The following is a 26,067-nucleotide window of genomic DNA, read 5'->3' as shown; positions in this document are numbered from 1 at the left end:
GGTTGAAGGACTGGCACGCACCGCCGGTACATTGGAACCGGCGCCATCCGATCCGCGGCCAACGCCGCAACTCCCCAGCACTGAAGGACGACCGTTGAACAAGAAGCGATCACAGGAGAACCAGGACCGCCAGGCGCGCCTGGCTGCCATCCAGGCTGAACAGCGGGCCGGTGAGCGGAAGCGCAACGCCCTGATCTTCGGTGGCATCGGTGCCGTCATCCTCGCCGTCATCATCGCTGTGACCCTGGTGATCGTGAATCAGATTCAGGTGAACCAGACCCGGGAGGCTGCAGCTTCCAAGCCGATCGCGGACATCCAGGAATACCCGGACGTCACCTTCAATCACGTCGAGGGTGCGGTCGAGTACGACCAGTCGCCTCCCGTCGGCGGTGACCACAGTCCGGTCTGGACCAACTGCGGCGTTTACACAGAGCCGGTCCCCGACGTGAACTCCGTCCACTCCATGGAGCACGGAGCCGTCTGGATCACCTACAACCCCGACCTGGACCAAGCCGAGATCGACAAGCTGACGGACCTGGTCGGCACGCGCTCCTATGTCCTGCTGAGCCCCTATCCCGACCTGGATACGCCGATCGCGGCCAGCGCCTGGGGCGTGCAGCTGAAAATCGATTCCGCGGACGATGCGCGGCTCGCGACATTCCTCGACAAGTACATCCAGGGGGAGCAGACCCGCGAGCCGGGTGCTGCCTGCTCGGGTGGAATCACGCCGCCGGGACGCGCCTCCTAGTTCCGCCTCGCTGGTGTCGACGGGGCTCGACGAAGCCCGTCGCTCCATGCTCGTTTGTCCACACCCGATGCCCGACGACAAACCTGTTCCGCATATTTCGCGCAGGGGTACCTGCCCGGTAACGTGGCAGCACGGGGTGGCATGAAGGCGGCCTGTGGCAAGTGAAAGGCGGACAGTCGTGACGAACGACCAGATCCTCGGCGAGGTGAGCCTGCCGAGGATGCTCCAGGACATCGTGTTGGAGAGTTCGGACATCCACCAGTTCCTGGACAACCTGGCCAAACTCGCAGCAGATGCGCTGTCCTCCGAGGGTACGCAGATGCTGTGCGGCATCGTCCTGCTTCGACCCCGGTCCAAGGCCACGGTTGCGAGCAGTAGCGAGCGGGCCCAGCGCTTGGACGAGGTCCAATACCAGTTCGATGACGGCCCCTGCATCCGTGCCGCCCGCGAGGGTCAGATCTACGTCGTCGCCGATTTCACGGAAGAGTCGCGTTTCGGGGACTACCCGAAGGCTATTGCCGACCACGGGCTGAGGTCCGCTCTCGGGGTCCCGATCCCACTCGACGGTGTTGCCGCAGCCGGCCTCAACCTGTATTCCCCTCGGCCCAATGCCTTCGACGAGGCTATGATCGCAGCGGCCAGTGAGCTCGCGCGGGAGGCTTCCCGCTCGTTGAGGATGGCCGTGCGCGTCGCGCACCTGTCCGACACCGGGGCGCAGCTCAAAGAGGCGATGAATTCCCGCACCACCATCGACGTCGCCGCGGGCATCATCATGGGCCAGAACCGCTGCAGCCACGACACCGCGATGATCATCCTCAAGGCGGCGTCCAGCGGGCGCAACATAAAGCTGGGGGAGATCGCCGCCGCGGTGGTCGCGTCGATCGGGCAGCAACTCCCCGAGACCCACTTCGACGCCTGAGCCGCGCCATGGCTCCTCCACCCGATGACGCCTCGACCCCTGCCGTTGTGATCGATGCAGCCCTGCTCGAGCGCAACATCACCGCCATGGCGAAGTCCGCCCGTCAGCGGGGACTTGCCTTGCGTCCCCACGCCAAGACGCACAAGATCCCCGAGATAGCGCACTTACAGGTCGCTGCCGGCGCCGTGGGACTGACGGTCGCCACCATAGGCGAGGCCGAGGTCTTCGTCGACGCCGGGATCGGGGACATCTTCATCGGCTATCCACTCTGGGTCGACCAGCGCGCCGCCGCCCGGTTGCTGGCGCTCGCCGACCGGGCACGGGTGACGGTCGGTATCGATTCCGCCGAGGGCGCACGGCAACTGGTCCGTAGCCTGGGGGCCGATGCCCGGCGCGTCCCGGTGCGGGTGGAGCTGGATTGCGGCCACCATCGCAGCGGCGTGCGGCCCGAGGACGCCGTGGACGTGGCGAAGGCCGCCGAATCGGCCGGGGCGCGGGTCACGGGGATGTTCACTTTCCCGGGCCACAGCTACGGGCCCGATGCCGCCGCCCCGGCGGTCGCCGATGAGCAGCAGGCTCTTTTCGCGGCCGAGGCGTCCTTCCGGGACGCCGGTTTCCGTGGACTAGACGTCAGCGGCGGATCCACACCCTCTGCGGGCCTGGCCACCGGTGGCATCCTGACCGAACTGCGACCTGGTGTGTACGTGTTCGGGGACGCCCAGCAGTGGGAGCTCGGGCACTGCCGCCCGGAGGACATCGCCCTGACCGTCGAGAGTACGGTTGTCAGCCACCGGATCGGTCCGCCCGGAACTCCGGGCCGCTTCATCGTCGACGCCGGCAGTAAGGTGCTGGGCAGCGACCGTGCAGCATGGGCCACCGGCTATGGCCGGCTCCTCGACCACCCGGACGCCCGTATCGTGGCGCTGTCCGAACACCACGCGACGGTCGAATGGCCACTGAACGTGTCCCTTCCACCGCTGGGTTCACGCCTGCGCGTCGTCCCCAACCACGTCTGCCTGACCATCAACCTCGTGGACCGGGTGCACGTGGTGCGGGACGGCGTGGAGCAGGGCACCTGGGCCGTTGCGGCGAGGGGCCGGAACAGCTAGGAGCGGCGAAGGTGGATCGGGCTGGGGCCCTTGGCCCCTGGGGCATTGCAGGAGTGCCGCCTACAATGACACCGACGGCGGATGGTCCACCGCCGGAAGCGCACAGCGATTCCCCGGCTGCTGCGCCTGATCAGGGGGCATGCAATGAAGCGCATGATGGACGTCGCGCGAATCACCGGAGCCACTGCCGCGGTGGTGCTCGTCCTGACCGCCTGCGGCGGCAGTGGGACGGAGGCAACGCCCGAACCTCCCGGGCAGGGCAGCCTCGTCGACGCCGCCGATGTCCTGACCTCCGGCGAAGAGCAATCCCTCAACGCCCTCATCGTGGAGCGGAACAGCGCTACGGATGCAGCGCGGGTCGCAGTACTCACGGTCGACGGCGCGGGCGGCTCGATCGAGGATTACGCTCGATCAGTGGCTACCGCGTGGGGCGTCGGCGACCAGGGTGCCGACAACGGGGTGCTGATCGTCGCCGATACGGGCGAGCGCGAACTCCGGATCGAGACGGCGGACGGGGTGCGGGACGCCCTGTCGGACGACGACGCCGAGAGCATCATCGACAACGTCCTGGAGCCCGCCTTCGCCGACGAGGAGTACGCGCGTGGGCTGACCGAGGCAGTGGAACAGGTGTACCTCTACGCAGAGGGTGGAGAGCCGGTACAGGAGCCCTTCAACATCGGGCTCCTCGCTGCGGTGCTCGCGGGCGGTGTCCTGGTGATCGGCGCACTCACCTGGTGGATCGTGGCGGACTCGCGGCGCCGGCGTCGAGCGGCGGACGAGGAACTGCGGACCGCGGAGAAGGCCGACCTGGATTTCCGACTGACCGATGAGCAGCGGGACGCCTACCGGAAGTACCGCTATCGCAAGCGGGGTGACGATGCCGTGTCCAATCCGGTGGTATGGCTTCCCCTGTACGCGGCCAACCCGGCTCTGTACTCGGGAGGTACCGCAGGGGGCTCGTCCGGATCGTCCATCAACGGAGGCGGGGGCTTCAGCGGAGGCGGAGCGTCGGGCAGCTATTAGCGACGTCCGCGACTCGGAGCATGGCGGTGCTACTGGTCGACGGCGGCGCCGATCGCCTCGAGGACGACGTCGGGGTAGTCCTTCTTGAAGTGCCCCACCTTCCACTTGTCCCCGAAGACGGCCACGATCTCGCCGTCGGAACGGAACATGATCTCGCCGCCGCGGAAAGTCTCGGGGACGCCCTGGCTCTCGGGGGACACACGCATGGCCAGCGAGTAGGACAAATGGTCCAGCGACGTCGGAGCATTGAACTCGGTGCCGAGGCGCTCCGCGGCCACCTCGAACTGCAGGGCCCCGACGGCAGCGAGGACGGGCGCCTGGTCACCACGAAGGTCGGAGCGCAGCACCTGCACCACGCCTTCGTGCTCGAGCTGCTCGATGCCGCGCCGGAACTGCTTGTAGCGGCCCGGGTCCTTCGCTCGGGCGACGGCGAACAGCTCGGGGGAGAAGCGGGGGATGTCCGGAAACTGCACGGGCTGTTCGGCGAAGAGGCTGTCTCCCACGCGGAGGCTCGTTGCATTGACCAGCCCGACGACGTCGCCCGGCCAGGCGGTGTCCACCACTTCGCGGCTACGCCCGAGGACGCGGTGCGCGTACTTGGTGGCGAAGGGCTTCCCGGTGCGCTGGTTGGTGATGACCATGCCGCGCTCGAACGTACCGGAGCAGATGCGGAGGTAGGCGATGTGGTCTCGGTGTGCGCTGTCCTGGCCGGCCTGGACCTTGAAGACGAAACCGGACAGCGGCGCCTCGATCGGCCTCGGCTCGTCCTCCTTGGACGGCCTCGGCGACGGGGAGGGGGCTACGTCGACGAGGATGTCGAGGAGTTGCGAGACACCGAAGTTCTTGGCGGCGGCAGCGAAAAGAACGGGCGTCTGGCGGGCGGCCTCGAACTCTTCGCGGTCGAAGGATCCGTTGGAGGCCTCGACGAGTCCTGATTCTTCGCGGGCCTCGAGCCACGCACCGGCGTCGCGCGGGTCGAGGGCATCGATGTCGACGTCCGTTTCGTCGGCAGCCTGTGCGCCGGCCTCGACGGCTTCGAGGGCGATGGCACGTTCCGCCCGGAGATCGAGCAGCCCCTTGAAGTCCCCGGCAATACCGGCGGGCCAGGTGAGCGGAACCGGCGTCATGCCGGTGCGCTCGCCGACGTCGTCGATCAGGCCGAGGGCGTCGAGGCCCGGGCGGTCCCACTTGTTGATGACGGTGATGATCGGGATATTGCGCGCCTTGCACACCGCCAGCAGTTTCACGGTCTGCGGCTCGAAGCCCTTGGCGGCATCGATGAGCATGACGGCCGAGTCGACGGCGGCGAGGACGCGGTAGGTGTCCTCGGAGAAGTCCGCGTGGCCGGGGGTGTCCACGACGTTGAGGATGGTGTCGCGGTAGGTCAGTTGCAGTGCGGCCGAGCTGATGGAGATGCCGCGGTCCTGCTCTATGCCCATCCAGTCGGACACCGTCGCGTGGCGGCTCGACTTGCCGTGGGTCACGCCGGCGTTCTGGATGGCGCTGGCGAGCAGCGCGAGAGCCTCCGTCAGCGTGGACTTGCCGGCGTCGGGATGCGAGATGACGGCGAAGGTGCGACGTCGTCCGGCCTCGCGGCGGACGGCATCGGCGTCGAGGACGGGGGATTCGGTTAACAGGGCCACGTCTCCATTGTCCCCGATCCGGCACCGCAGCCCGTCGGGGTGGTCCGCTGTTCGCTGTGCGCGTGGGCGGTGGGAATCCCAGAGGGGCCCTGGATGCAGATCTGGTTCGCATCGAGCCTCACTCCATCGGCATCCTCGTGGTCCCTTGCTAGGCCATCTCGCTCGGCGTCAGTTGCGGGTACCACGTCGACCCGGTGTTCCATCACCGGACCCTGTAGATGAGATGGGTGACACGAGTGCCGGGCACGACCACGGGATCGTCGAGCAGTATCTCTTCAACGAGGCCGTCGAACCAGCGGATGCCTTCGCCTAGGAGCACCGGAATCAAGTCAACCCGGAGCTCGTCGACGAATCCTCGTCGCAGGCACTGCTGCACGACATCGGGTCCCGCGACGCCGATCTCTCCGCCATCTGCCAGTCGGGCGGCGCGAGTGAGCGCGGTGTCCAGATCGGCGACGAACTCGAACGGGGCAGGGCCTCCGTCCCGCCGCGCCGGCGGCCAGTCCGGTGGTGGCCCACGGTGCGTGAGCACCACGGTGGGTGATTCGTTCGGAGGGTGTCCGCCCCAACCGTGCGTGACATCGAACAATCGCCGCCCCGTCACGAATGCACCCTCACGCGGCAGCGAATTCCAGTACGCGGCGTCCAACCCGCTCAGATGAAACGGTTGGGCAAGTCCTGGCATCCACGTAGCAATGTCTCCGGCCTCGTACCAGTCGAAAAGCGGCCCGACACTGTCGTCGGCCCGGGCGATGAATCCATCGAGCGACATGGAGAACTGCGCGGAGACCTTCACGGAGTTGAACATGGAGACATTGTGTTGATTGCCACCACCGTAATCAACCGATCCTGCCGGCCCGTGAATTCCTCGGAAACTCCAAGCGGAATGTCCTTGCGAGGAGGCACTGGCCAATCTCCCCGCACAGGCCTATCTTGACCCTTACGGGCGTCGTTCGCGTCCCGTAGGCGGTAGGACGTGCTGGTCTTCAAGGTTCGTGTCGAAGCGGCTGAGGACGGGTTCGCAGTGACCTGTCCGAAGGTTCCTGCGCTCCACTACCGGATCGGATCGATCTGGGATGCCTGCGGTGTGCGCCCTGTCCTGGCCGAGCTCAACGGGGTTCCCGACGACCTGGTGTGGCTGCACATCAAGGCCCAGGCAGGCGCAGTGACCATCGTCTCCGACGTGCATCCGCTGCACAGGGTGTCGTTCCACTCCGTCGCACGACCGTCGCATCCGTCCTTCGATCGCGGAACCGTCGTGTTCGATCATGCGATGACCGCTCTCCAGCACGAGGCCGATTACGCCGAGCGGGAAGGCCGGACCGATGCAAGGGTCAAGGTAGTCGTCTCGTTCCTGGACGGCACGAAGATTCAGGTGCCTCGAACAGGGGGTTGCGCGCTGTCGGAGGTGGTCGAGTGTACCCGCGTGACGGGCGACTTCAGCGGGTGGCTCAGGGTGCAGTTGACCGGGCAGAACCCGCCGGTATCGGGCTGGCATGCTCCTGTCGTCGGTCTGCAGGTCGGAGTCTTCGCGCCGGAAGCCACCAACGCCCGGCGGTACCGGTGACCGGTTGAACGCCGAAGATTCCCGGCCCGGAGGGCCCTCGTCGAGGGCCGGAACGGACGGTTGATACGCCAGGCGTTCCGGAAGAGGGTGTCCGTCGGATCAGCCGACGAGGGGCATGACGGCATTCACTACGAGACGGACGAGGCGCTGNGGGGGGGGGGGGGGGGGCTGGAGCCGACGGTCCGTTCCTCCTTATCGGGAGGCGCCTGCGGACGTGCCGTGCGTCCGGGAGGGTGCGACTGCGGCCTTGCCGCGCAGGCTCCAGGCGGCGAGGACCGAGGCCCCGACCATCAGCAGGGCCGCAATGCCGGCGGTGACCGTCACTCCACTGTCGAAGGCGTGGAACGCGGAGTCCCGGAGGAGCGACGCACTGCCGGGACCGAGCTGGGACGCCACCTCGACGGCGCCGCCGAGCGTCTCGGTGGCCGATTCGGCCTGCACGGAACTGAGCCCTGCGGGGAGTATCAGGTTCCGCTGGTAGGACGCGAGGAGGATGCTCCCGAGGACGGCGGTCCCGAGGACGGAGCCCACCTCGTAGGCAGTCTCCGAGACCGCGGAGGCGGCGCCCGCTTTCGCTGCAGGAACGGTCGAGAGAATGAGGTCGTTGGAGACGGTCTCCGAGGCGCCGACGCCGATGCCGAGGATGACGAAGGCGATCATCAGGAATCCTGCAGACCCACCCTCCCCGAGCAGCGCGATCATCGCATAGGCCACGGCGGAGAACAGCAGCGCCACCGAGACGACGACGTGCGGCGGCAGCCTGCGTGCGAGGGGCACGACGGCAAGGCCCGCGATGATCGTGACGAGGAGTCCCGGCAGGAGCACGAGTCCGGCGTCGAGCGGGGTGTAGCCGAGCACCAGTTGCAGGTGTTGTGCGACGAAGAACAGGAAGCCCACGAGCGAGAAGATCGCCAGCAGGTTCACCAGGACGGCGCCGGAGAAGGCCCGCACCCTGAACAGGCGCACATCCAGCATGGGATCGTGCCGCCGGAGCTGACGCACCACGAATGCCGTGCCCGCAGCGATGCCGATGAACGCCGCCGTCACGGACACCAGCAGGGGCCCGCCCTTCGCGAGGTTCTTGATGGCATAGACGACCGGAAGCATGGTCGCGACGGACAGGACGATGCCCGCGTAGTCCACGCGACCGGGATTGGCATCCCTGGACTCGGGCACGACGGCAGGCGTCAGCGCGAGCATCAGCACGAGCACAGGAACGGCGAGGAGAAAGACGGAGCCCCACCAGAAATGCTCGAGGAGGATGCCGCCGAGCAGGGGACCGAGCGCAGCGCCGGCGGAGAAGCCCGCGGCCCACACGGCTATGGCGATCCGACGCTGGTGGCGGTCGGTGAAGATGTTGCGGATGAGCGAGAGGGTCGACGGCATGAGCATCGCACCGAAGACACCCAGACCGACGCGGGAGGCCAACAGGAAGCCCGCAGTGGGGGCGAAGGCGGCGGCGACAGAGAACACGGCGAAACCTGCGGCACCGATCATGAGCATGCGACGGCGGCCGAAGCGGTCCCCGAAGCTACCCATGGCGACGAGCAGGCCCGCCAGGACCAGCGGATAGCTGTCCACGATCCACAGCAGCATGGTGCCGCTGGTGAAGAAGTGTCGGGAGATCTCCGGCAACGCGAAGCTCAGCACGGTGTTGTCCACCGAGACCAGCAGCACCGGCAGCATCAGCACGGCGAGGGCGAACCACGCGCGGCGGCCTGCAGGCGGAACGGGAAGGACGGGAGAGGACTGGATGGCACGCGGGTTCACCCCGGACATACGTGCGGAGGGGGACGGTGTAGTGGTCATCTCCCAAAGGTATACCGTCCAGCCGGTACAGTACAACAAAAGTGACGGGTATCATCAGGGAGTGTCAAGTTCCCGCGAGCGCATCCTCGACAGCTTCGAAAACGCGCTGATCCGAGACGGCGAGAGAGCCGCCACCATGGAAGCCGTCGCAGCGGCGGCCGACGTCTCCAAGGGCGGCCTCCTCTATCACTTCCCCTCGAAGGAAGCCCTCGTGGAGGGACTGGCCGAACGCCTCCGCGGGCTCGCCGACAGGGACCGGGACGCCATGACGAAGGCCCCCGACGGAGCGGCTCGCTACTACGTGCGTACCTCCGTGTTCGAGGACAGCGCCCTTGATCGTGCACTCGTGTCGATGGCACGCCTCGCCCAGCAGGGGCACCCGACGGCAAAAGGCTCCCTGGCCGAGATCCAGGAACGCTGGCTCGACGCCCTCGAGGCCCAACTCGGGGACCGCACCACCGCGCGCGCGGTCAAGCTGCTGGGGGACGGCCTCTACTACGACGCGGCATTCTTCGCATCGGCGGGCTCGGGACGGACGAGCAGCCGGGAAATCGATGGCCTGCTGGACATCGTCGACCTGATCGTCGCGGGCCGGGGCAGGATCACCAGCACCTAAAGACCCGGCTCCCTGCCCGCGACCGGTCGGGTGCTTGCCCACCTCACTAGAGTTGGTCCCGCAATCACTTCGGCAGGACATCGACCACAGGGGACGAGCGCATGATCAAGGGTTTTCGGGACTTCATTCTGCGCGGCAACGTGATCGAACTGGCGATCGCCGTCGTCATCGGCAGCGCGTTCACAGCTCTCGTCGGGGCATTCACCGCAAACATCATCGACCCGGTGATCGCCTCGGCAGGCGGTATCGACGCGGCCGGATTCGGCTTCCTCGTCCGTCCGGGCAATGACGCAACCTTCGTCGACGTCGGCGCCGTCATCACGGCCGTCGTCACCTTCCTGATCACAGCCGCCGTCGTCTACTTCCTCTTCGTGGTGCCGATGAACCGTGCCAACGCACGGCTGCGCTCCCTCGCCGCCCCGCATGAGCCCGAGGAGGAGCCCACGCCCATGGACATCGCGCTCCTCACGGAGATGCGGGACCTCCTGCGGGAGATATCGTCGAGGGACGCCCGGCCGTGACCGCAGCAATCCGCTCGGGCACGAACCCGGGTGTCCTCCGTCTGCAGAACCTTCCGACCAGGGCGGTCGTTCGAGTCACCGTGGCAGCGGTGGTGTTGCTGGCGGTCCTGTCGACCTTCCTCGACACAGCCTCCCGCACCGCCGTCAACCCATTCAATTTCTTTGGCTTCTTCACCATCCAGTGCAACCTCCTGGCCGCGGCAGTGCTGCTCATCGTGGCCGTGCTGCACCTCCGATCAGTTGCCGAACCCGAGTGGGTCGTCCCGGTCCGAGCGGCTGTCACCACCTACATGTTCGTCGTCGGCGTCGTCTACAACCTGCTGCTCGCCGGACTTCCAGGCGGTGTCGACCTCGCTTGGTCCAACTGGGTGATGCACGTGGCCTTCCCGATCTATGCCGTCCTGGACTGGCTCGTGACCGCTGACCGCCGTCGATTGTCCTATCGCGTCCTCCGGCTGATCCTCATCTACCCCCTGGTGTGGGTGGTCGTCGTCCTCGTCCGGGGGGCGACGGACGGATGGGTGCCCTATCCTTTCCTCGATCCGGCGTCCGGCTACGCGTCGGTTCTCCTGTACGTCCTCCTCATCGCAGCCACGTGCACAGGCTTCGGCGCCCTCTTGATCCTGGCCAGCCGCCACGTCGCTCCGCTCGCCGACCTGTTCGGCAGGGTGCGGAGGGGCCGTTCCTGAAGCACCCTCGGGGGCGTCCAGGGGTCGCCCTCCGCGGGTGTCGGCTCGGAACGTTCCGATCCGAGCAGCGCCTGTCCCGGTCTACCTTCGCGTATCCGACAGGTCCGACGTCGACGGTCCCTCGAGCAGTTTCCCGCTCGCCGTGAAACGGGAGCCGTGGAGCGGGCAGTCCCACGACCGTTCCGCATCATTCCAGGAGAGGATCCCCCGGAGGTGAGGGCAGACGGCCGAGACGCGATGCTGAACGCCGTCGACCGTGCAGACGCCGATAGGTCGTGCTCCCTCGCGGATGACATGCCCCTCGCCTTCCCCGGGAGCAGAAGCGCTGCTCCTGGAAAGGCCCGACAACCAGCCGCTCACCATGTTCATGCCCACCGAGGCATTCGCCTGCGTTGTCTGCAGGGCGTCGGCCGGGCTGATCTTCGTGCGATAGAGCGTCTCCGCCCAGGGCATGTTGCCGCCGAGGATCTCACCTGCCAGGGCGAGGGAGGCGGCCACGGCGTTGGTCATGCCCCACTTGTTGTAGCCGGTGGCAGCGTAGATATGGCCACCTCCGGCCGGTACCTTGCCCACGTAGGGCACGGCTGCGGCGGGCGTGTAGTCCTGGGCGGACCAGGTGTAGGCCGGCCTCGCCGTCGGGAAGTATTCCTGCGCCCAGCGGATCAGGTCGTCCACTCTGGCCTGCGTGTTGGAGCTGTGGCCGACCTTGTGCCCGTTGCCGCCGACAATCAGGTACTTGGTGCCGTCCACCGTCGCCGTCCGTAGAGAGCGGGTAGGGGAATCCGCGCTGAGGTACATGTCCTCGGGGACGTCATCCTCGACCGTCAGCGCCACGCAGTAGGAGCGCATGGGCTGCAGCACGGCGAAGTACCCGCCGCGGTCGAGGATGGGGATGCCGGTCGCGAGCACGACGTTCGACGCCGTCACCGCCCCCGCGCTCGTCTTCAACTCCACGCCCTCGGCCCCGGTCCTGGCGACCCCCTCGACCCGGACGCCTTCGACGAGCACCCCGCCGTGACGCTTGAACTCCGCAGCCAGCCCGGCCAGCACCTCCAGCGGATGGAACTGCGCCTGGTCTCGCAGGCGCAGTGTCTTCCTCACGGGAAACGGAAGGGAAGCCGCGGTGCCGAGTTCGGTGTCGAGTCCTGCTTCGGTGCAGGCCTCGTGCTCGGAGACCAGCTTGCGGGCGCCCGTGTCGGTGGTTGCGTAGTCGATCGCGTCCCGTGTCTCGTAGGCGATCCCGTGCTCGTTGCAGAAACGCAGGAGCCAGCTCTGGCCCTCGCGGTTGCCGGTCACGTAAGCCCGTGCCAGCTCGGCGTTGTGGTGTTTGAGGATGGTCGAGATGCTGGTGCCCTGGAGAAGGGACAGTTTTGCCGTCGTATTGCCGGTGGTGACCGCTCCGGTGGTCCTGGCTTCGAGGATCGCCACCCGGTGACCCGCCCGGGCCAGGAGCAACGCGGTCGTGAGCCCCGTCAGGCCTGCGCCGACCACCACGGAGTCGAACCTGGAATTCTCCTGCAGCGGATCCGAGGGAATGGCCGGTGCTGTGTCGAGCCAGAGCGATCTCATGGTGGTCCCTTCAGAAGCCGGTCGGTGGATCCACCGAACCACTAAGCATGCTTACAGTCAAGCGTCCGGATGCGTGCCGGAGCTGGCGCTAGGGTGACGATGGACGACCGTCTCCTTCAGGAAGGCAACCTCCGTGCACGTCCGACTCGTCCTGCCGCACCAGCTGTTCGAGGAGCACCTCGAGGCCCCTTCCGACACGCACTTCGTCTTCCTCGAGGACGATCTCCTGTTCCGCAGCCTCCGGTTCCACCAGCAGAAGCTCGTCCTGCACCGTGCAGCCATGACCATCTTCGCCCGGCGGGTAGAGGCGGCGGGCTACAGCACGCACTATGTGGAAACGTCGGCGGATACACCGAGCCAGGAGCGCCTCCACGCCACACTCACGGACTGTGAGGCAACGCTCGTGACCTATTACGACGTCGTCGACGACTGGCTCGAGCGGCGGCTCACCCGCACGCTGGCCGACGCCGGCGTCGAGGCCCACGTACTGGAGACACCACAGTTCCTCACTTCCCGCGACGTCTTCGCCACCTACTTTTCTTCGCACAACTGGCGGATGCAGACCTTCTACGAGTGGCAGCGCAAGCGGCTCGGGATCATGGTTGGGTCCGACGGCTCGCCCGAGGGCGGAAAGTGGAGCTTCGACACGGAGAACCGCAAGAAGCTGCCCAAGAGGATCGATCTCCCGGACCTGCCGGAGTTCGACCGCCTGCCGGAGGTCGAGGACGCCATCCGATGGGTCGCCGCGGAGTTTCCGGACAACCCCGGCAACGCCGGATCCTTCAACTGGCCCGTGACTCACGCTCAGGCGTTCGACGCACTCGAGGCGTTCCTCGTCGAGCGTTTCGAGCTCTTCGGCCCCTATGAGGACTCGATTGCCGTGGGGCAGACCTACCTCTTCCACTCGGCGCTGAGCTCCAGCATGAACACAGGTCTCCTCAGCCCCGTGGAGGTGGTCGACCTCGCGCTCGACTTCGCGGATCGGCACGGGACGCCGATCGCCAGTGTGGAGGGATTCATCCGCCAGATCATCGGCTGGAGGGAGTACATCCGCGCGTCCTACGTGCTGCGCGGTCGGGAGATGCGGACCGGCAACACGCTCGGGTTCACCGCGGACCTGGATCAGCGCTGGTGGACCGGTGACACGGGCCTGGAGCCGGTGGATTCCGTCGTCACCCGGATACTCGACACCGCCTACGCGCACCACATAGAGCGCCTCATGATCCTCGGCAACGCGGCCCTGCTGATGCGGGCGAAACCGGACGCCGTCTACGAGTGGTTCATGGAGATGTTCATCGACGCGTACGACTGGGTCATGGTGCCCAACGTCTACGCCATGAGCCAGTACGCCGCGGGAACCATGATCACCACCAAGCCCTATGTCAGCGGCAGCAACTACATCAGGAAGATGAGCGACTTCGGGGACGGGCCGTGGCGGTTCAGCTGGGACGCGCTCTACTGGGAGTTCGTGGGCGACCACCGCGAGCTGTTCGCCCGCAATCCGAGATCCCGGATGAGCGTCGTCCTTCTCGACCGCATGGACGCCGAGCGGCGAACCGCACTGCGCCGAGAGGCTGCGCAGTGGATCCCGGGCAGAGGCTCGACGTCGGGTGGGCCGGGCGAGGTGCGCACGCCCACCCAGGCTCGGGCGCCGCTCGAGGAACGCTCGACCGCGGAGCAGGGATCATCGGCCGAGCAGCGGATGGCGGCGGAGAAGACGGCGACCGAGGCCACCCTGCCCGGCCTATAGTCGAAAGCATGGAAAAGAGAACCCTTGGAACAACCGGTCACCCCGTCTCCGTCATCGGCCTGGGCACCTGGCAGCTCGGCGCCGATTGGGGAGAGGTCGAGGACGAGGACGCCGTCGCCGTCCTCGACGCGGCCGTCGAAGCAGGCGTGACCTTCTTCGACACGGCGGACGTCTACGGCGACGGCAGGAGCGAATCGACGATCGGTGCCTTCCTGAAGGACAATCCGGATCTCGACATCTTCGTGGGCACGAAGATGGGTCGTCGAGTCGACCAGATCCCCGAGAACTACACGCTCGCCAACTTCCGGCAGTGGATCGACCGCTCGCGCACGAACCTCGGCGTCGACACCCTCGATCTCGTGCAGCTGCACTGTCCGCCGACCTCCGTCTACAGCTCCGACGAGGTGTACGACGCCCTGGACACCCTCGTGAGCGACGGCGTCATCAGGAATTACGGGGTGAGCGTGGAGCGGACCGACGAGGCGCTCGCTGCCATCAGCCGCGGCAACACCGCCAGCGTCCAGATCATCCTCAATGCGTTCCGCCTCAAGCCGCTCGACGACGTCCTGCCGGCAGCGAAGGCCGCCGGCGTCGGGATCATCGCGCGCGTCCCCCTCGCCTCCGGCCTCCTGTCCGGGAAGTACACCAGTGACACGGCATTCGCCGAGAACGATCACCGCAACTACAACCGGAACGGTGCAGCCTTCGACGTGGGTGAGACGTTCTCAGGGGTCGACTACGAGACCGGGCTCCAGGCGGCCCGTGAGTTCGCCGAGCTGGTCCCCGAAGGGACCACCACGGCACAGGCCGCGCTCGCGTGGATCGTCGCGCAGGACGGCGTCAGCACGGTCATCCCTGGAGCGCGCACCCCGGAGCAGGCCAGGGCAAATGCCGCCGCGGCCGGCTTCACGGATGCCGCTGCCGGGATCAGCGACGCCGTCACCGCCATCTACGACCGCCACTTCAGGGCCACCGTGCACCCGAAGTGGTAGTCGCGTGACCGGAACCTGCCCCTGCGGTGGGCGGGTTCCGGTCGGACCGGCCCTCCGCTAGGGTGGGCACACCAGGTCAGACGGAGTTAGAGGACGTCTGTCATTGTTAGATCACTGACGAAGGAATCGACATGACTGAAAACACCTCGAGCGTTGGCCCCGGCGAGTCCCACACCATCCGCGATTGGACCGACCTCGCCGAAGAGATGTGGTCCTACCTGACCGGCCGTGGCGCAGCCATCAACTACACGCTGCAGGACATGACCATCGAGGTCCCGCGCGATATCGGCCCGGACGCGCCCCGGGCGACGTGGAAGTTCGACGGCACCCTGCGGATCACGACGAGTGACAACGCCGTCGGCGGTTCCGGCCCGCACGCGAGCTGATTCGCACAACACGATGGCCTCGACACTCAGGCTCGATATAGATATCGACTTCTCGCTGGGGGAGCCGGCGGTCGACGGCAAGCCGGAGGCGCGCCTGTCCGGCACGGTGAAGGCCGCGGGCAGCACCGTGGACGTCTTCGTGGATGATCCTGCGTCTTTCCGCGGCAACAACCTGCCCGGCATCGGGCAGGTGCGAACCATCGCGAAGGCGTTGGCGGACCGCGGTCTGGCGGTGTCCGTCAGCGGACCCAAGGGTCTCCTGGTCAGCATCGGAGCCGTGCGCTCCTCCCTCGCCCAGCGGCTGATCACGCGTTCTCCGCACATCCGGCTCGGTTCGCCGGGGACGCTCGCACCGCTGCTCGGAATTGGTCGGCGTGCCCTGGAGAAGGGCGACTCCCCATCGCTCCTTCCTCCCTCCACGCCGTTCCCACTGGTGCCGACCGTCAACCGACGGATCAAGCGGACCATCACGACGACGCACTACCTGCCCGGCGGCGGTCGCCCGCGGCTGATCTTCGTGCAAAATTCCGAGTCCTGGAACGGACAGGTGCCGCGTGAGTTCGAACTGTTGGGTGAGCGCACCACGATCGGCAGCGGAGCGGACGCGATGCTTCAGCTCGTCGGTCTCGATCACCTCCACGCGGAGGTCGTCCACACCGAGGACGACGAGTACGTGCTGGTGCCTCACGGAGTCATCACGGGCAGCGTCAACGGCAGGGAGGAGTCCGTCCTCCGCACCGGCGCGCGTGTCCAGCTGGGCGCGTGGGCCCTGGCATTCTTCCGCGAGGAGTATGCGGATCACGGCAGGCCTTTCGGCGGACGCAACGGCGGTGAGCTGTCCTATCAGCGGCCCCAGCGCAATCCGCGCACAGGGCGAACCGAGAGGGATGGATCGACGGGTGTCGGCGACTTCCGACGGCCGCCGCGCTGACTGGGTCCGCCGCGGTGATCGGGCTGCCGCGCTGACCGGGCGGACAAGGCGAGCAGGACGAGGAGTGACGGGACCGGCAGGAAGGTGCGCACGGCATGGCCGATAGCGTCGAACTCCTGCTGGACCCGTCGTCGGACCTGGTCCTGCTCGAGGACTGGGCTGCGCTCGAGGCCGAGGGGCTGCCGAACCAGTCGAGGCACCAGTCCTTCAGCAATGCCCCGCACATCACCCTGGCCGCGGCCACCCGCATCGACGGCAGGTACGACGACGACCTCGCTGCTGCCGCGGAAGGCCCGCCGCTGCAGCTGGTGACGGCGGGTTTCCTCGTCTTCCCCACTCGCCGGAAGTTCGTCCTTGCCCGTCAGGTCGTGGCCGATACCGCCCTCACCAACCTGCACCGGCGCATCTGGTTCGCCCTCGAGGGTGTCCCCGAGTCCGTTCCCACGACACTCCGCGGCGCGTGGACCCCGCACGTCACCCTCGGGCATGGGCTCACCTCCGGCCAGCTCGCGAACGCCCTGGAGCTCCTCCGCGAGCGGCCGCCGGAACGGCTGGGCGCGGGAATCGTGCGCCGGTGGGACGCCAAGGAGAAACGCCTCATCCTGCTCGGCGGCGGCGGAGTCTCCTGGGAAGAGCAGTCAGGGAACCTCCGCACGCAGTGATGCCGGATGAACGAGGAAGCCCTGCGGTTCGCGGATCCACCACAGGCCGGTGGCCCGCTTCTCGGCTCTCGTCGAGAACCGGTAGATGAAGATCCTCGCCCTGACGTAGCGCGGCCGTGCACCGTCGAAGGGGTCATGGCGCAGGAGTTTCAGGATCAGCGGGTCGGCCTGCAGGAGCTTGACCAGGAACGGCGTGAACCAGCCCCGCTCGGATCCGAGGGCGAGGAACCACATCATCCAGTCCAACCGCAGATGGTAGGGCGCGAACTGGCGGGGCATCCTGGACGGATCGCCCGGCTTGCCCTTGAACTCGTATTCACGCCACCGCGCGCCCGGTCCGACGTCGTCGAGCGTTCCCTCCACGATCACCTCGTACCGCACCTTCGTGACGCTGCCGAACGCACCGTAGGCATTGCCGAGATGCCACCGGTTGAAGCTCGCGTTCATCAACTGCCGCCGGGCGAACAGGTTCAGGAGTGACGGCCAGCTCAGATAGGCGAGGAGCAGCATCGCGAGCGCGACGACGATCGTGAACCACAGGGGCGTCGGCTCGTAGGAGCCGGACAGCTCGAGGGTGGGAAGAACTGCCTCGTAGAAGGAATCGGGGACGGCGGCGAAGGCCAGGATGATCGTCAGGGTGTTGAGCCAGGCGAAATTGCCGGACAGCACCAGCCAGCCCTGCGTCACGATCATGACCAGCGCCGCGAAACCCGCGACCGGTTGGGGAGCGAAGAGAAGGAACGGCACGGCCAGTTGTGTCACATGGTTACCGGCGACCTCGAGGCGGTGCAGCGGTTTCGGTAGGAGGTGGAAGAACCTGCTGGCCGGGTTGGGCATCGGCTGGGTCTCGTGGTGGTAGTAGAGCGCCGTGAGGTCCCGCCATGAACTGTCGCCGCGCATCTTGATCATGCCCGCGCCGAATTCGAGGCGGAAGACGAGCCAGCGAACCATCAGGAGGACGAGGAAGGGCGGTGCGACATCACCTGACCCGAGGAATGCGACGATGAACCCGGCTTCGAGCAGCAGGCTTTCCCACCCGAAGCCGTAGAAGGTCTGACCCACATTCACGATCGAGGTGTAGAGCCACCAGATGGCGAGGAACGCTACGAGGGGCACCCAGGGCGGCCCGGCCTGCGGCACCCCGATGACCAGCAGGGCGGCGATCCCCGCGCCGCTCCACGCGACGATGCGCAGCAGTCGGTCGGTGTAGCCGCGGTGGAACAGGGACGGACCCGCCTGCCGCCCGGCATGTTCGAGGAACACAGGAACGGGCATCAAGCCCTTCTCACCCAGAAGCGCAGGGAACTGGTTCACGGCCGAGATGAACGCGACGAGGTATACGGCTGCCACCCCGCGCTGCAGGATCTGCCGGCCCACCTCGTAGTCCTCCGCCGACAGGACCTCGGTCAACCACTCCACCCGTCCAGCGTCCTGCCGCCAGGAAGGCGTCGTCAAGGGAGCACTGCCGGCTCGCGCGGCTTCGCGAAGTGCTAGCTGTAGCTGCTCCGGGAAGTACCGCTAGCGGGGCGGAACGGGGTTCTCGGCACCGGAATGCCTGCGCGGGATGTCGACGAGGACCTGGACCGGTGCGTGGTCGCTGGCATAGCGGCCATCGAGCGTCGACGTGTTGACGGCGGCCTGGCGTACCAGGACGTCCGGTGTCGTGAGGATCCAGTCGATCCGGCGCCCGCCGTCGACCGGCCGTGCGTAGCGCGGGTAGGTCCCGTGGTCGGGGGTGAGGTGCTCTTCCGCCCTGAGCCAGGCGTCGACGAGGACGCCCGAGCCGACGAAGCTGCGGTGGGCGGAGGCCCCGGCGTCGGAGTTGAAGTCCCCCATGACGATCGTGGGGAGTCTCGGCCGGAAGAACCGGACGAGGTCGAGGACGGCCCCTGCACTGCGGATCCGCGCGTTGTCCGACTCTTGGTCGAAGTGGGTGTTGACGAGCAGGATCTCCCGATCCATGACGACATCCCGGAAGCGCCCCCAGGTGACGATCCGGGTCACGCCGTTGCCCCAGGTGGACGAGCCGATGAGCTTCGGGGTGTCGGAGAGCCAGAACTGGTCCCATTCGATGAGCTGCAGACGGCGTGCGTCGTAGAAGATCGCCGAGTACTCGCCCCTGCTGCCGCCCTCCCTGCCGGCTCCGATCATGCTGTATCTGGGCGGCAATGCCGCCTCGATGACAGCGAGCTGGTGGTGGAGCGCCTCCTGCACGCCCAGGACCGCCGGGACCTCCCGGCGCAGCAGGTCCTGCAGGGGGGCGATCCTGCCAGGCCAGTAGTCGACGTCACCGGGCTGGGTGGCGGGACGGTCGTACCGGATGTTGAAGCTCATGACATGCAGGGACGTTCGGCCGGCCTTGATCAGCGGGGGTGGTGCGGGTGTTCGTGGCATGGCGCCTTTCCGGTGCGGCACGTGGAGCATGACTGCTGCCCGGCGTTGCGCCGGCACCCGGTCAACCCAGATGGTCCACGAGCTGCGCCGCGATCCCGGTATAACGCGCCGGCGTCAGGTCGAGGAGTCGCTGCTCCGCCTCCTCGCTGAGCCCGAGGCCGCCGACGAACTCACGCATGCGGTCGGCAGTGACGCGCTGGCCACGGGTGAGGTCCTTCAGCCGCTCATAGGGATCGTCGAGGCCACCTACGCCGGCGACCGCTTCGGCTCGCATGACCATCTGGACCGCCTCGCCGAGCACCTCCCAGTTGCCGTCGAGATCGGCCGTGAGCACGTCCTCCGCGACGTCGAGCCGGGCAAGGCCTTTCGCCACATTGGAGATGGCTAGCAGCGAATGCCCGAGAGCCACGCCGATGTTGCGCTGGCTGGAGGAGTCCGTCAGGTCCCGCTGCCAGCGCGAGGTCACGAGGGTCGCCGCCAGGACGTCGAGCAGGGCCGACGAGATTTCCAGGTTCGCCTCCGCGTTCTCGAAGCGGATCGGGTTGACCTTGTGGGGCATCGTCGAGGAACCGGTGGCGCCCGCGACCGGGATCTGGGCGAAATAGCCGATGGAGATGTAGCTCCAGACATCGGTGCAGAAATTGTGGAGGATACGGTTGAAGCGGGCGACGTCGGAGTACAGCTCCGCCTGCCAATCGTGCGATTCGATCTGCGTGGTCAGCGGATTCCAGGTGAGACCGAGGCCCTCGACGAAGGTCCGGGCGACGTCCTGCCAGTCGGCCTGCGGAACCGAGGCGTAGTGGGCCGCGTAGGTGCCCGTTGCGCCGTTGATCTTGCCGAGGAATTCGGTAGCGGCGATGCGGTCGAGCTGTCGCGTCAGCCGGTGGGCGACGACCGCCATCTCCTTGCCGAGCGTGGTCGGGGTCGCCGGCTGGCCGTGCGTGCGGGAGAGCATCGGGGTGTCCCGCGACGAGCGGGCCAGGTCCGCGATGGATGCGACGAGGCTGCGTGCGGCGGGAAGCCAGATATCCACGACGGCGCCCTTGACCCCGAGGGCGTAGGAGAGGTTGTTGATGTCCTCGGAGGTGCAGCCGAAGTGCACCAGGGGCTTCAGGTGCCCGATGCCTATGCCTTCGAGCCGCCGGCCGATGTAATATTCCACCGCCTTGACGTCATGAACGGTGACGGCCTCGATCTCGGCCAGCTCGGCCACCGAACCGTCGTCGAACGAGGTGACGACAGAACGCAACGCCGCTTCCTGGTCCGCGCCCAGCGGCTCCGTGCCGGGAAGCACCGCGTGGCGCGTGAGGTGGATGAGCCATTCGACCTCGACGTGGACGCGATCGCGGTTGAGCGCGGCTTCCGAGAGGAAATCGATGAGGGGGGCGACGGCCTCGCGGTACCGGCCGTCGAGGGGGCCGAGGGTCAGCGACGTTCCCTCCCCTCGGGACAGAGCAGCGAATTCAACCCGGGAGAGCGCGGAGTCAGCCATTGACCCATCATTTCACGGAGCCGGCCCGGCACGGCACGTCGTGTCCACATACCCGCCCGCCGGGCCGCCCGCCACAGGCCGTCCTCCTAGCGTGGAGGGAACAGGCGGAGACGGGGTGTGGCGATGGACGGTCGATGGGGCGCGGGAACCGGGTGCGTGCCGGGAGGTCCTGCGAGCGAGGAGATCACCGCGATGGAGGCGGCCCTCAGGAGGCATGCGGGGAAGCTCGCGGACATCCGGCGGCACGCACTGTCCGTCGCCCTTCTCTCCTGGGATTCCCCCGCAGGTGGCAACTTCCGTACGTACCTCTCCGAACGCTGCACCGAGCTTTCGGGCACCATCAGCCTGCTGGAGTCCGCCGCGCAGGACCTCGGTGACTACGGTCATCTCGTCCGCGAGGCCGAGGCGCTGCATCGTGAGGTGGGACTGTGACGGACCGGCTCCGGCCCGAGAGGCCCGACGACGGTTCGATGGACATCCGCGGGGGAGTCGGAGGAATCCGGTTCCAGTGGGACGAACTGGATCACGCCGCTCGGGTACTCGCCCTCCTCTCGGCAGACACGGCCGACGTCGCCACGGCCCTCGGTCACCTGGACGCTGATGTGGCGGAACTTCCATGGCGCATCATGCACCTTCGGCCGACAGGAGGCGTAGCCGGGCCGTATTACCAGGCTGCGCGGGCCCAGCTGGGCTCCGCGTGGTCGTCCGCGGCCGAGAACGGCCGGTTACTGGCCACGACGGAGGAACGACTCCGAGTGAGCCTGCGTGCCTACCGTCTGGCTGATACCGCCGCGGTCGCGGCGACGGAGGCTGCACGCAGCGGAACCGGTGCGACGGCGCGGGCACTGGCCCGCGGGGCGATGATCGGCGGTGCCCTGCAGGTAGGACCGATCGACCTCCGTGGTGCGTCCTTCGGTGCCGGTGGCTCCCACACTTCCGGCGCAGGCTCCTCCTTCGGGGCGGTGGTGGCGTTCGACGGGACGGTCGAGGGCGTGGTGAAGCGCGTCGCGGCAGTGGAGGCCGAAGGAGCAGGGACCTTCGAGGTGTTGCGGCTGGGTACCGACGCGGACCCTGTGTACATGGTGGTGCTCCCCGGCACCCAGACGCGACTGGTCGATGGTGTGGCCGGCAGCAACCCCTTCGATGCCGGCGGTGTCGCGGAGGCCCTCGCCGAGGACAGCCGGTACACGGAGGCCGCTGTGCTGGAAGCTCTCGCACAAGCCGGTGCCCGGCAAGGAGACGCGCTGATGCTCGCGGGTTACAGCCAGGGTGGGATGCACGCCGTGAACCTCGCTGGTTCTGGCGGGCTCGGCGGGCAGTACGACGTCCAACTGGTCCTGACGGTCGGGTCGCCGACGGGATGGCAGAAGACGAACAGCGGCGAGTACCTGCACCTCGAGCACGCAGCCGACGCGGTGCCAGGACTCGACTCGTCACCGAACGGCGACGACCGCCACCGGACGACCGTCACGCTGACCCATCCGGTGCCACCCCTCGGTCAGGCGGCGGACGGCTCGCCGGAACCCTGGGGACTGGGACCGGCACACAAGCTGAAGAACTACGCGGAAGGCGCGAGGCTCGTGGATGCCAGCAGTGCACCGTCCCTCGTCCTGGCCACCGCCCTTCTCGCAACGGCCGGCGCCCGTGGAACCGCCCACCGCTCCACCTTCACGGCAGTACGGCGCGTACATCCGAAGGTCAAACCGGGGCCCGGAGCCACGCCCCCTCCGGCGGGAGCCGGTCTAGGCTATGGCCATGACTTCGATCGATGACCTCCGGGCCATACCCCCCGCCGAAACCTCCGAAGCCGAGGGCAGCTCACCGGGTCTCCGCCCACGTGGCGTCCTCGGAAAGCTTCCGCGCTACGCAGCGGGCAAGCCGCCCGTCATGGTGGACGGCCTGGAGAGTTTCAAGCTGTCCTCGAATGAGAACCCCCTTCCGCCCCTTCCTGCAGTGCTCGCGGCCATCGCCTCCGAGACCTCGATCAACAGGTATCCCGATCCCATGACGACCGCACTGCGGACCGAACTCGCGGCTTACCTCGGCGTGCCTGCGACCGACATCGTGACCGGGGCGGGCAGCCTCGGGGCACTGAACCAGATCCTCGCCACCTTCGCCGGGCAGAACGATTTCGATGCACCCGACGAGGTGGTCTATGCGTGGCGGTCCTTCGAGGCCTACCCCATCAGCGTCGGGCTCGCCGGCGCTGCGGGCATCCAGGTACCGGTCCGGGCGGACGGCACCCACGATCTCGAAGCGATGGCCGCCGCGATCACCGACAGGACCCGCGTGGTCCTGCTCTGCACGCCCAACAACCCCACGGGGCCCATCCTCACGCGGGACGAGGTCGTCGATTTCCTCGCGGAGGTGCCCTCCCACGTCGTCGTCGTGATCGATGAGGCCTACCAGGAGTTCGTCCGTCGGCCCGACGCCGTCAACGGGATCGAGCTCTACCGCGACTACGGGAACGTCATCGTGCTGCGGACGTTCTCGAAGGCCCACGGCCTGGCCGGCCTCCGGGTGGGCTACTCCGTCTCGCAGCCGTCGCTCACGGAGCACCTCCGGGTCAGCGCCGTTCCGTTCGCCGTCTCGCAGATCGCCGAGCATGCCGCCGTCACATCGCTGCGTCACATCGATGAGGTCGAGGCCCGCGTGCAGCTGATCGTCGACGAGCGCACGCGCGTGGTCGAGGGTCTGCGCGGCCTGGGCTGGAACGTCCCGGAGGCAGAGGGCAACTTCGTCTGGCTGGCACTCGGCGATCACACGCAGGACTTCGCGGCGAGAGCCGGAGAGCATGCATTGTCCGTCCGCGCTTTCGGGTCCGAAGGCGTCCGTGTATCCATTGGTGAGGAGACCGCCAACACGCGCTTCCTGGAGCTGTGCGGAGAATACACGCACCGACCCGCTGCCCGTTGAGTCCGTCTCGAATAGGCCTGCGCGCCCCTGCTGACTAGTCTTGGTCAGTATGTCGCCCGAAGATATGTTCTTCGGTGTATGACTTACGGCAAACATTCCGTAAGAGGTATGTATAGGGTCGGGTAAGGAGCAGGGATGAACGCCAGTCGCTTGCCGGCAGCGGAGTTCGAGGCAGAGGAAGTACTGCGCGCCGCGCACGCCGCCGATGTCGGCCGGGACCAGGAGCCCGGTGGGGAGATGCTTCAGGTCCTCTCCTCGGATGGCTCGATGGCCGGTGGCATGGCGGCCGAGGTCGCCGGAAGCACCGTCGATTTCGCTCCATACCTGTCGGCGACGGACGCCCCGCACCTCCGCTCGCTCTACCGCGACATGTTTCTCATCCGGCGCTTCGACCAGGAGTCCACCGCGCTGCAGCGCCAGGGCCAGCTCGCCCTGTGGGTACCGCTCACGGGCCAGGAAGCTGCGCAGATCGGTTCCGGCCGCGCCCTTCAGCCTCAGGACTACGCATTCCCCACATACCGCGAGCACGGTGTCGCCCTGACGCGAGGCGTCCGGTTCGACGAGATCCTTCGCCTTTTCCGGGGCGTGACCAACGGCGGCTGGGACCCGCGCGAGCGGAACTTCCATCTGTACACGCTGGTGCTGGCGGCGCAGTCCCTCCACGCGGTCGGCTACGCGATGGGAATGCAACGTGACCAGCTGGCAGACCCGTCCCTTCCGCAGGGAGTGTCCGTCGCCTACTTCGGTGACGGCGCCAGTTCCGAGGGTGACATCCACGAATCGATGGTGTTCGCCGCCTCCTTCGACGCGCCGGTCGTCTTCTTCTGCCAGAACAACCAGTGGGCTATCTCGGTTCCGTCCTCCGTTCAGACGAAGGTGCCGCTGGCGAAGCGAGCCGAAGGCTACGGGTTCCCGGGGGTACGCGTGGACGGCAATGACGTCGTCGCCGTCGAGGCCGTCATGCGATGGGCGCTCGAACATGCGCGAACGGGGAAGGGGCCGGTGCTGATCGAGGCCTACACCTACCGCATGAGTGCACACACCACGGCGGACGATCCGACGAAGTACCGATTGTCACGGGACGAGCAGGAATGGCAGACCCGTGACCCGCTCGCACGCCTCGAGGCCTACCTCCGTACAGCGGGCCTGGCGGACGAGTCGTTCTTCGAGGAGCTGGGTGCCGAGGCCCGCTCCATGGCCACGGACCTGCGGGAGGCCGTGCTGTCCATGACCGCGCCGGATCTCGAAAGCCGCTTCGCGGCCGTGTACGCGGAACCGCATCCGCTCGTCCAGGAGGAGCTGCGCTTCTTCCAGCAGTACGAGGCCGGATTCGCCGACGAAGGGAAGCACGCCTGATGGCGACGATGACCATCGCGAAGGCGATCAACGAGGGATTACGTGCCTCGCTCGCACATGATCCGAAGACCCTGCTGATGGGCGAGGACATCGGCGAGCTCGGAGGCGTCTATCGCGTGACGGACGGGCTGAAGAGGGAGTTCGGGGCCATGCGCGTCGTCGATACCCCTCTGGCCGAATCCGGCATCATCGGCACCGCGATCGGCCTGGCGCTGCGCGGCTACCGGCCCATCTGCGAGATCCAGTTCGACGGCTTCGTCTTCCCCGGATTCAATCAGATCACCACCCAGCTGGCGAAGCTCCGCACCCGCAGTGACGGCATGCTCAGCGCTCCTGTGGTCATCCGGATCCCCTACGGCGGCGGGATCGGCAGCGTCGAGCATCACTCGGAGTCGCCCGAGGCGCTCTTCGCCCACACAGCGGGCCTGCGGATCATCACTCCGTCGAATCCCCAGGACGCCTACTGGATGATCCAGCAGGCCGTCACCTGCGAGGACCCGGTGATCGTCTTCGAGCCCAAGCGCCGTTACTGGCTCAAGGGCGACGTGGACACGAGGACTCCGGCGGCCGATCCGTTCACGGCCCAGGTTCTCCGCAGGGGGAGCGACGCCACCGTCGTGGCCTACGGACCGCTGGTGCCAGTCGCACTCGCGGCGGCGGCTGCCGCCGCGGAGGACGGCCGGAGCATCGAGGTCATCGACCTTCGCTCCATCTCGCCGATCGACTTCGACACCGTCACCGCATCGGTGACCCGCACCGGTCGCCTGGTCGTCGCGCACGAGGCTCCGACCTTCGGCGGCCTCGGCGGGGAGATCGCAGCGCGAATCTCCGAGTGGGCGTTCCTGTCCCTCGAGGCACCCGTCATCCGCGTGGGCGGCTTCCACATGCCGTACCCGGTGGCACGTGTGGAGGAGCAGTACCTGCCGGACATCGACCGCATCCTCGAGGCACTCGACCGTGCCTTCGCTTACTGAA

25 protein-coding genes are annotated in these 26,067 nt (G+C 67.3%); 18 read left to right on the top strand and 7 right to left on the bottom strand.

The window, feature by feature from the left end:
* Window positions 1–94: 94 nt before the first annotated feature.
* From D6T63_RS14500 to D6T63_RS14485, 4 genes are all read left to right on the top strand, one after another.
* Complete coding sequence (locus tag D6T63_RS14500; protein WP_120149775.1) at window positions 95–748, top strand: DUF3105 domain-containing protein; 654 nt, start codon at window positions 95–97, stop codon at window positions 746–748.
* A 178-nt stretch (window positions 749–926) separates the two neighbouring features.
* Window positions 927–1,667, top strand: coding sequence for a GAF and ANTAR domain-containing protein (locus D6T63_RS14495; RefSeq protein WP_235830774.1), 741 nt, complete (start codon window positions 927–929; stop codon window positions 1,665–1,667).
* Window positions 1,668–1,675: 8 nt separating this feature from the next.
* Complete coding sequence (locus D6T63_RS14490) at window positions 1,676–2,776, top strand: alanine racemase (RefSeq protein WP_120149774.1); 1,101 nt, start codon at window positions 1,676–1,678, stop codon at window positions 2,774–2,776.
* Between the two features lie 144 nt (window positions 2,777–2,920).
* Window positions 2,921–3,799 (top strand): TPM domain-containing protein, encoded by an 879-nt coding sequence (locus D6T63_RS14485; RefSeq protein WP_182977024.1) that lies wholly within the window; start codon window positions 2,921–2,923, stop codon window positions 3,797–3,799.
* 29 nt (window positions 3,800–3,828) lie between these two features.
* Here D6T63_RS14485 and D6T63_RS14480 read toward each other — a convergent pair whose 3' ends face one another.
* Together D6T63_RS14480 and D6T63_RS14475 are read right to left on the bottom strand one after the other, a co-directional pair.
* The gene (locus tag D6T63_RS14480; protein WP_235830773.1) at window positions 3,829–5,442 is read right to left on the bottom strand and encodes a peptide chain release factor 3; all 1,614 of its coding nucleotides are present in this window, start codon (window positions 5,440–5,442) and stop codon (window positions 3,829–3,831) included.
* A 202-nt stretch (window positions 5,443–5,644) separates the two neighbouring features.
* On the bottom strand, window positions 5,645–6,250 hold the full coding sequence (locus D6T63_RS14475) for a dihydrofolate reductase family protein (RefSeq protein WP_120149772.1): 606 nt from the start codon (window positions 6,248–6,250) through the stop codon (window positions 5,645–5,647).
* Window positions 6,251–6,466: 216 nt separating this feature from the next.
* Between D6T63_RS14475 and D6T63_RS14470 the strand changes: the two genes are divergently transcribed.
* Window positions 6,467–7,009, top strand: a complete 543-nt coding sequence (locus D6T63_RS14470) for a hypothetical protein (protein ID WP_147394386.1) — start codon at window positions 6,467–6,469, stop codon at window positions 7,007–7,009.
* A 192-nt stretch (window positions 7,010–7,201) separates the two neighbouring features.
* Here the strand turns inward: D6T63_RS14470 and D6T63_RS14465 are convergent, their stop codons facing one another.
* Window positions 7,202–8,788: an MFS transporter gene (locus tag D6T63_RS14465; RefSeq protein WP_220725949.1), complete on the bottom strand. Its 1,587-nt coding sequence runs from the start codon at window positions 8,786–8,788 to the stop codon at window positions 7,202–7,204.
* Window positions 8,789–8,879: 91 nt separating this feature from the next.
* Here D6T63_RS14465 and D6T63_RS14460 point away from each other — a divergent pair, with 91 nt between their 5' ends.
* The 3 genes from D6T63_RS14460 (at window position 8,880) to D6T63_RS14450 (ending at window position 10,644) form a co-directional block, all read left to right on the top strand.
* A complete protein-coding gene (locus D6T63_RS14460) occupies window positions 8,880–9,434 on the top strand; it encodes a TetR/AcrR family transcriptional regulator (RefSeq protein ID WP_120149769.1) in 555 nt (184 codons plus the stop codon).
* A gap of 101 nt (window positions 9,435–9,535) precedes the next feature.
* Complete coding sequence (mscL, locus tag D6T63_RS14455; RefSeq protein WP_120149768.1) at window positions 9,536–9,955, top strand: large conductance mechanosensitive channel protein MscL; 420 nt, start codon at window positions 9,536–9,538, stop codon at window positions 9,953–9,955.
* Complete coding sequence (locus tag D6T63_RS14450; protein ID WP_120149767.1) at window positions 9,952–10,644, top strand: Pr6Pr family membrane protein; 693 nt, start codon at window positions 9,952–9,954, stop codon at window positions 10,642–10,644. The genes mscL and D6T63_RS14450 overlap by 4 nt, the downstream gene beginning before the upstream one ends.
* 81 nt (window positions 10,645–10,725) lie before the next feature.
* On the opposite strand, the gene D6T63_RS14445 is transcribed toward D6T63_RS14450, so the two are convergent.
* Window positions 10,726–12,213: an FAD-dependent oxidoreductase gene (locus D6T63_RS14445; RefSeq protein ID WP_120149766.1), complete on the bottom strand. Its 1,488-nt coding sequence runs from the start codon at window positions 12,211–12,213 to the stop codon at window positions 10,726–10,728.
* A 133-nt stretch (window positions 12,214–12,346) separates the two neighbouring features.
* Between D6T63_RS14445 and D6T63_RS14440 the strand changes: the two genes are divergently transcribed.
* The 5 genes from D6T63_RS14440 (at window position 12,347) to D6T63_RS14420 (ending at window position 16,934) form a co-directional block, all read left to right on the top strand.
* On the top strand, window positions 12,347–13,963 hold the full coding sequence (locus tag D6T63_RS14440) for a cryptochrome/photolyase family protein (protein WP_120149765.1): 1,617 nt from the start codon (window positions 12,347–12,349) through the stop codon (window positions 13,961–13,963).
* Between the two features lie 8 nt (window positions 13,964–13,971).
* Entirely contained in the window at window positions 13,972–14,955 is a 984-nt protein-coding gene (locus tag D6T63_RS14435) for an aldo/keto reductase (protein ID WP_120149764.1), read from the top strand.
* A gap of 131 nt (window positions 14,956–15,086) precedes the next feature.
* The gene (locus D6T63_RS14430; RefSeq protein ID WP_120149763.1) at window positions 15,087–15,341 is read left to right on the top strand and encodes a hypothetical protein; all 255 of its coding nucleotides are present in this window, start codon (window positions 15,087–15,089) and stop codon (window positions 15,339–15,341) included.
* Between the two features lie 13 nt (window positions 15,342–15,354).
* Window positions 15,355–16,272, top strand: coding sequence for an FHA domain-containing protein (locus D6T63_RS14425; protein ID WP_120149762.1), 918 nt, complete (start codon window positions 15,355–15,357; stop codon window positions 16,270–16,272).
* 95 nt (window positions 16,273–16,367) lie between these two features.
* On the top strand, window positions 16,368–16,934 hold the full coding sequence (locus D6T63_RS14420; protein ID WP_120149761.1) for a 2'-5' RNA ligase family protein: 567 nt from the start codon (window positions 16,368–16,370) through the stop codon (window positions 16,932–16,934).
* Here D6T63_RS14420 and D6T63_RS14415 read toward each other — a convergent pair.
* From D6T63_RS14415 to purB, 3 genes are all read right to left on the bottom strand, one after another.
* Window positions 16,911–18,353: a lipase maturation factor family protein gene (locus tag D6T63_RS14415; protein WP_120149760.1), complete on the bottom strand. Its 1,443-nt coding sequence runs from the start codon at window positions 18,351–18,353 to the stop codon at window positions 16,911–16,913. The two genes, D6T63_RS14420 and D6T63_RS14415, sit on opposite strands and share 24 nt — an antisense overlap.
* A 99-nt stretch (window positions 18,354–18,452) precedes the next feature.
* Window positions 18,453–19,328, bottom strand: coding sequence for an endonuclease/exonuclease/phosphatase family protein (locus D6T63_RS14410; protein ID WP_182977023.1), 876 nt, complete (start codon window positions 19,326–19,328; stop codon window positions 18,453–18,455).
* Window positions 19,329–19,389: 61 nt separating this feature from the next.
* Window positions 19,390–20,820: an adenylosuccinate lyase gene (purB, locus tag D6T63_RS14405; RefSeq protein WP_120149758.1), complete on the bottom strand. Its 1,431-nt coding sequence runs from the start codon at window positions 20,818–20,820 to the stop codon at window positions 19,390–19,392.
* Between the two features lie 117 nt (window positions 20,821–20,937).
* Between purB and D6T63_RS14400 the strand changes: the two genes are divergently transcribed.
* From D6T63_RS14400 to D6T63_RS14380, 5 genes are all read left to right on the top strand, one after another.
* On the top strand, window positions 20,938–21,252 hold the full coding sequence (locus D6T63_RS14400; protein WP_147394384.1) for a hypothetical protein: 315 nt from the start codon (window positions 20,938–20,940) through the stop codon (window positions 21,250–21,252).
* Window positions 21,249–22,592, top strand: a complete 1,344-nt coding sequence (locus D6T63_RS14395; protein ID WP_120149756.1) for a hypothetical protein — start codon at window positions 21,249–21,251, stop codon at window positions 22,590–22,592. The genes D6T63_RS14400 and D6T63_RS14395 overlap by 4 nt, the downstream gene beginning before the upstream one ends.
* Window positions 22,576–23,736 (top strand): histidinol-phosphate transaminase, encoded by a 1,161-nt coding sequence (locus tag D6T63_RS14390; RefSeq protein ID WP_120149861.1) that lies wholly within the window; start codon window positions 22,576–22,578, stop codon window positions 23,734–23,736. Before D6T63_RS14395 ends, D6T63_RS14390 begins: the two co-directional genes overlap by 17 nt.
* A 135-nt stretch (window positions 23,737–23,871) precedes the next feature.
* Complete coding sequence (gene pdhA / locus D6T63_RS14385) at window positions 23,872–25,092, top strand: pyruvate dehydrogenase (acetyl-transferring) E1 component subunit alpha (RefSeq protein WP_120149755.1); 1,221 nt, start codon at window positions 23,872–23,874, stop codon at window positions 25,090–25,092.
* On the top strand, window positions 25,092–26,066 hold the full coding sequence (locus tag D6T63_RS14380) for an alpha-ketoacid dehydrogenase subunit beta (RefSeq protein ID WP_120149754.1): 975 nt from the start codon (window positions 25,092–25,094) through the stop codon (window positions 26,064–26,066). The genes pdhA and D6T63_RS14380 overlap by 1 nt, the downstream gene beginning before the upstream one ends.
* Window position 26,067 lies beyond the last annotated feature (1 nt).

It is taken from the genome of Arthrobacter cheniae (assembly GCF_003602275.1).
Lineage (GTDB): Bacteria > Actinomycetota > Actinomycetes > Actinomycetales > Micrococcaceae > Arthrobacter_D > Arthrobacter_D cheniae.
The sequence above is the reverse complement of the archived record's forward strand: the minus strand, read 5'-3'. Positions and strand labels throughout refer to the sequence as shown.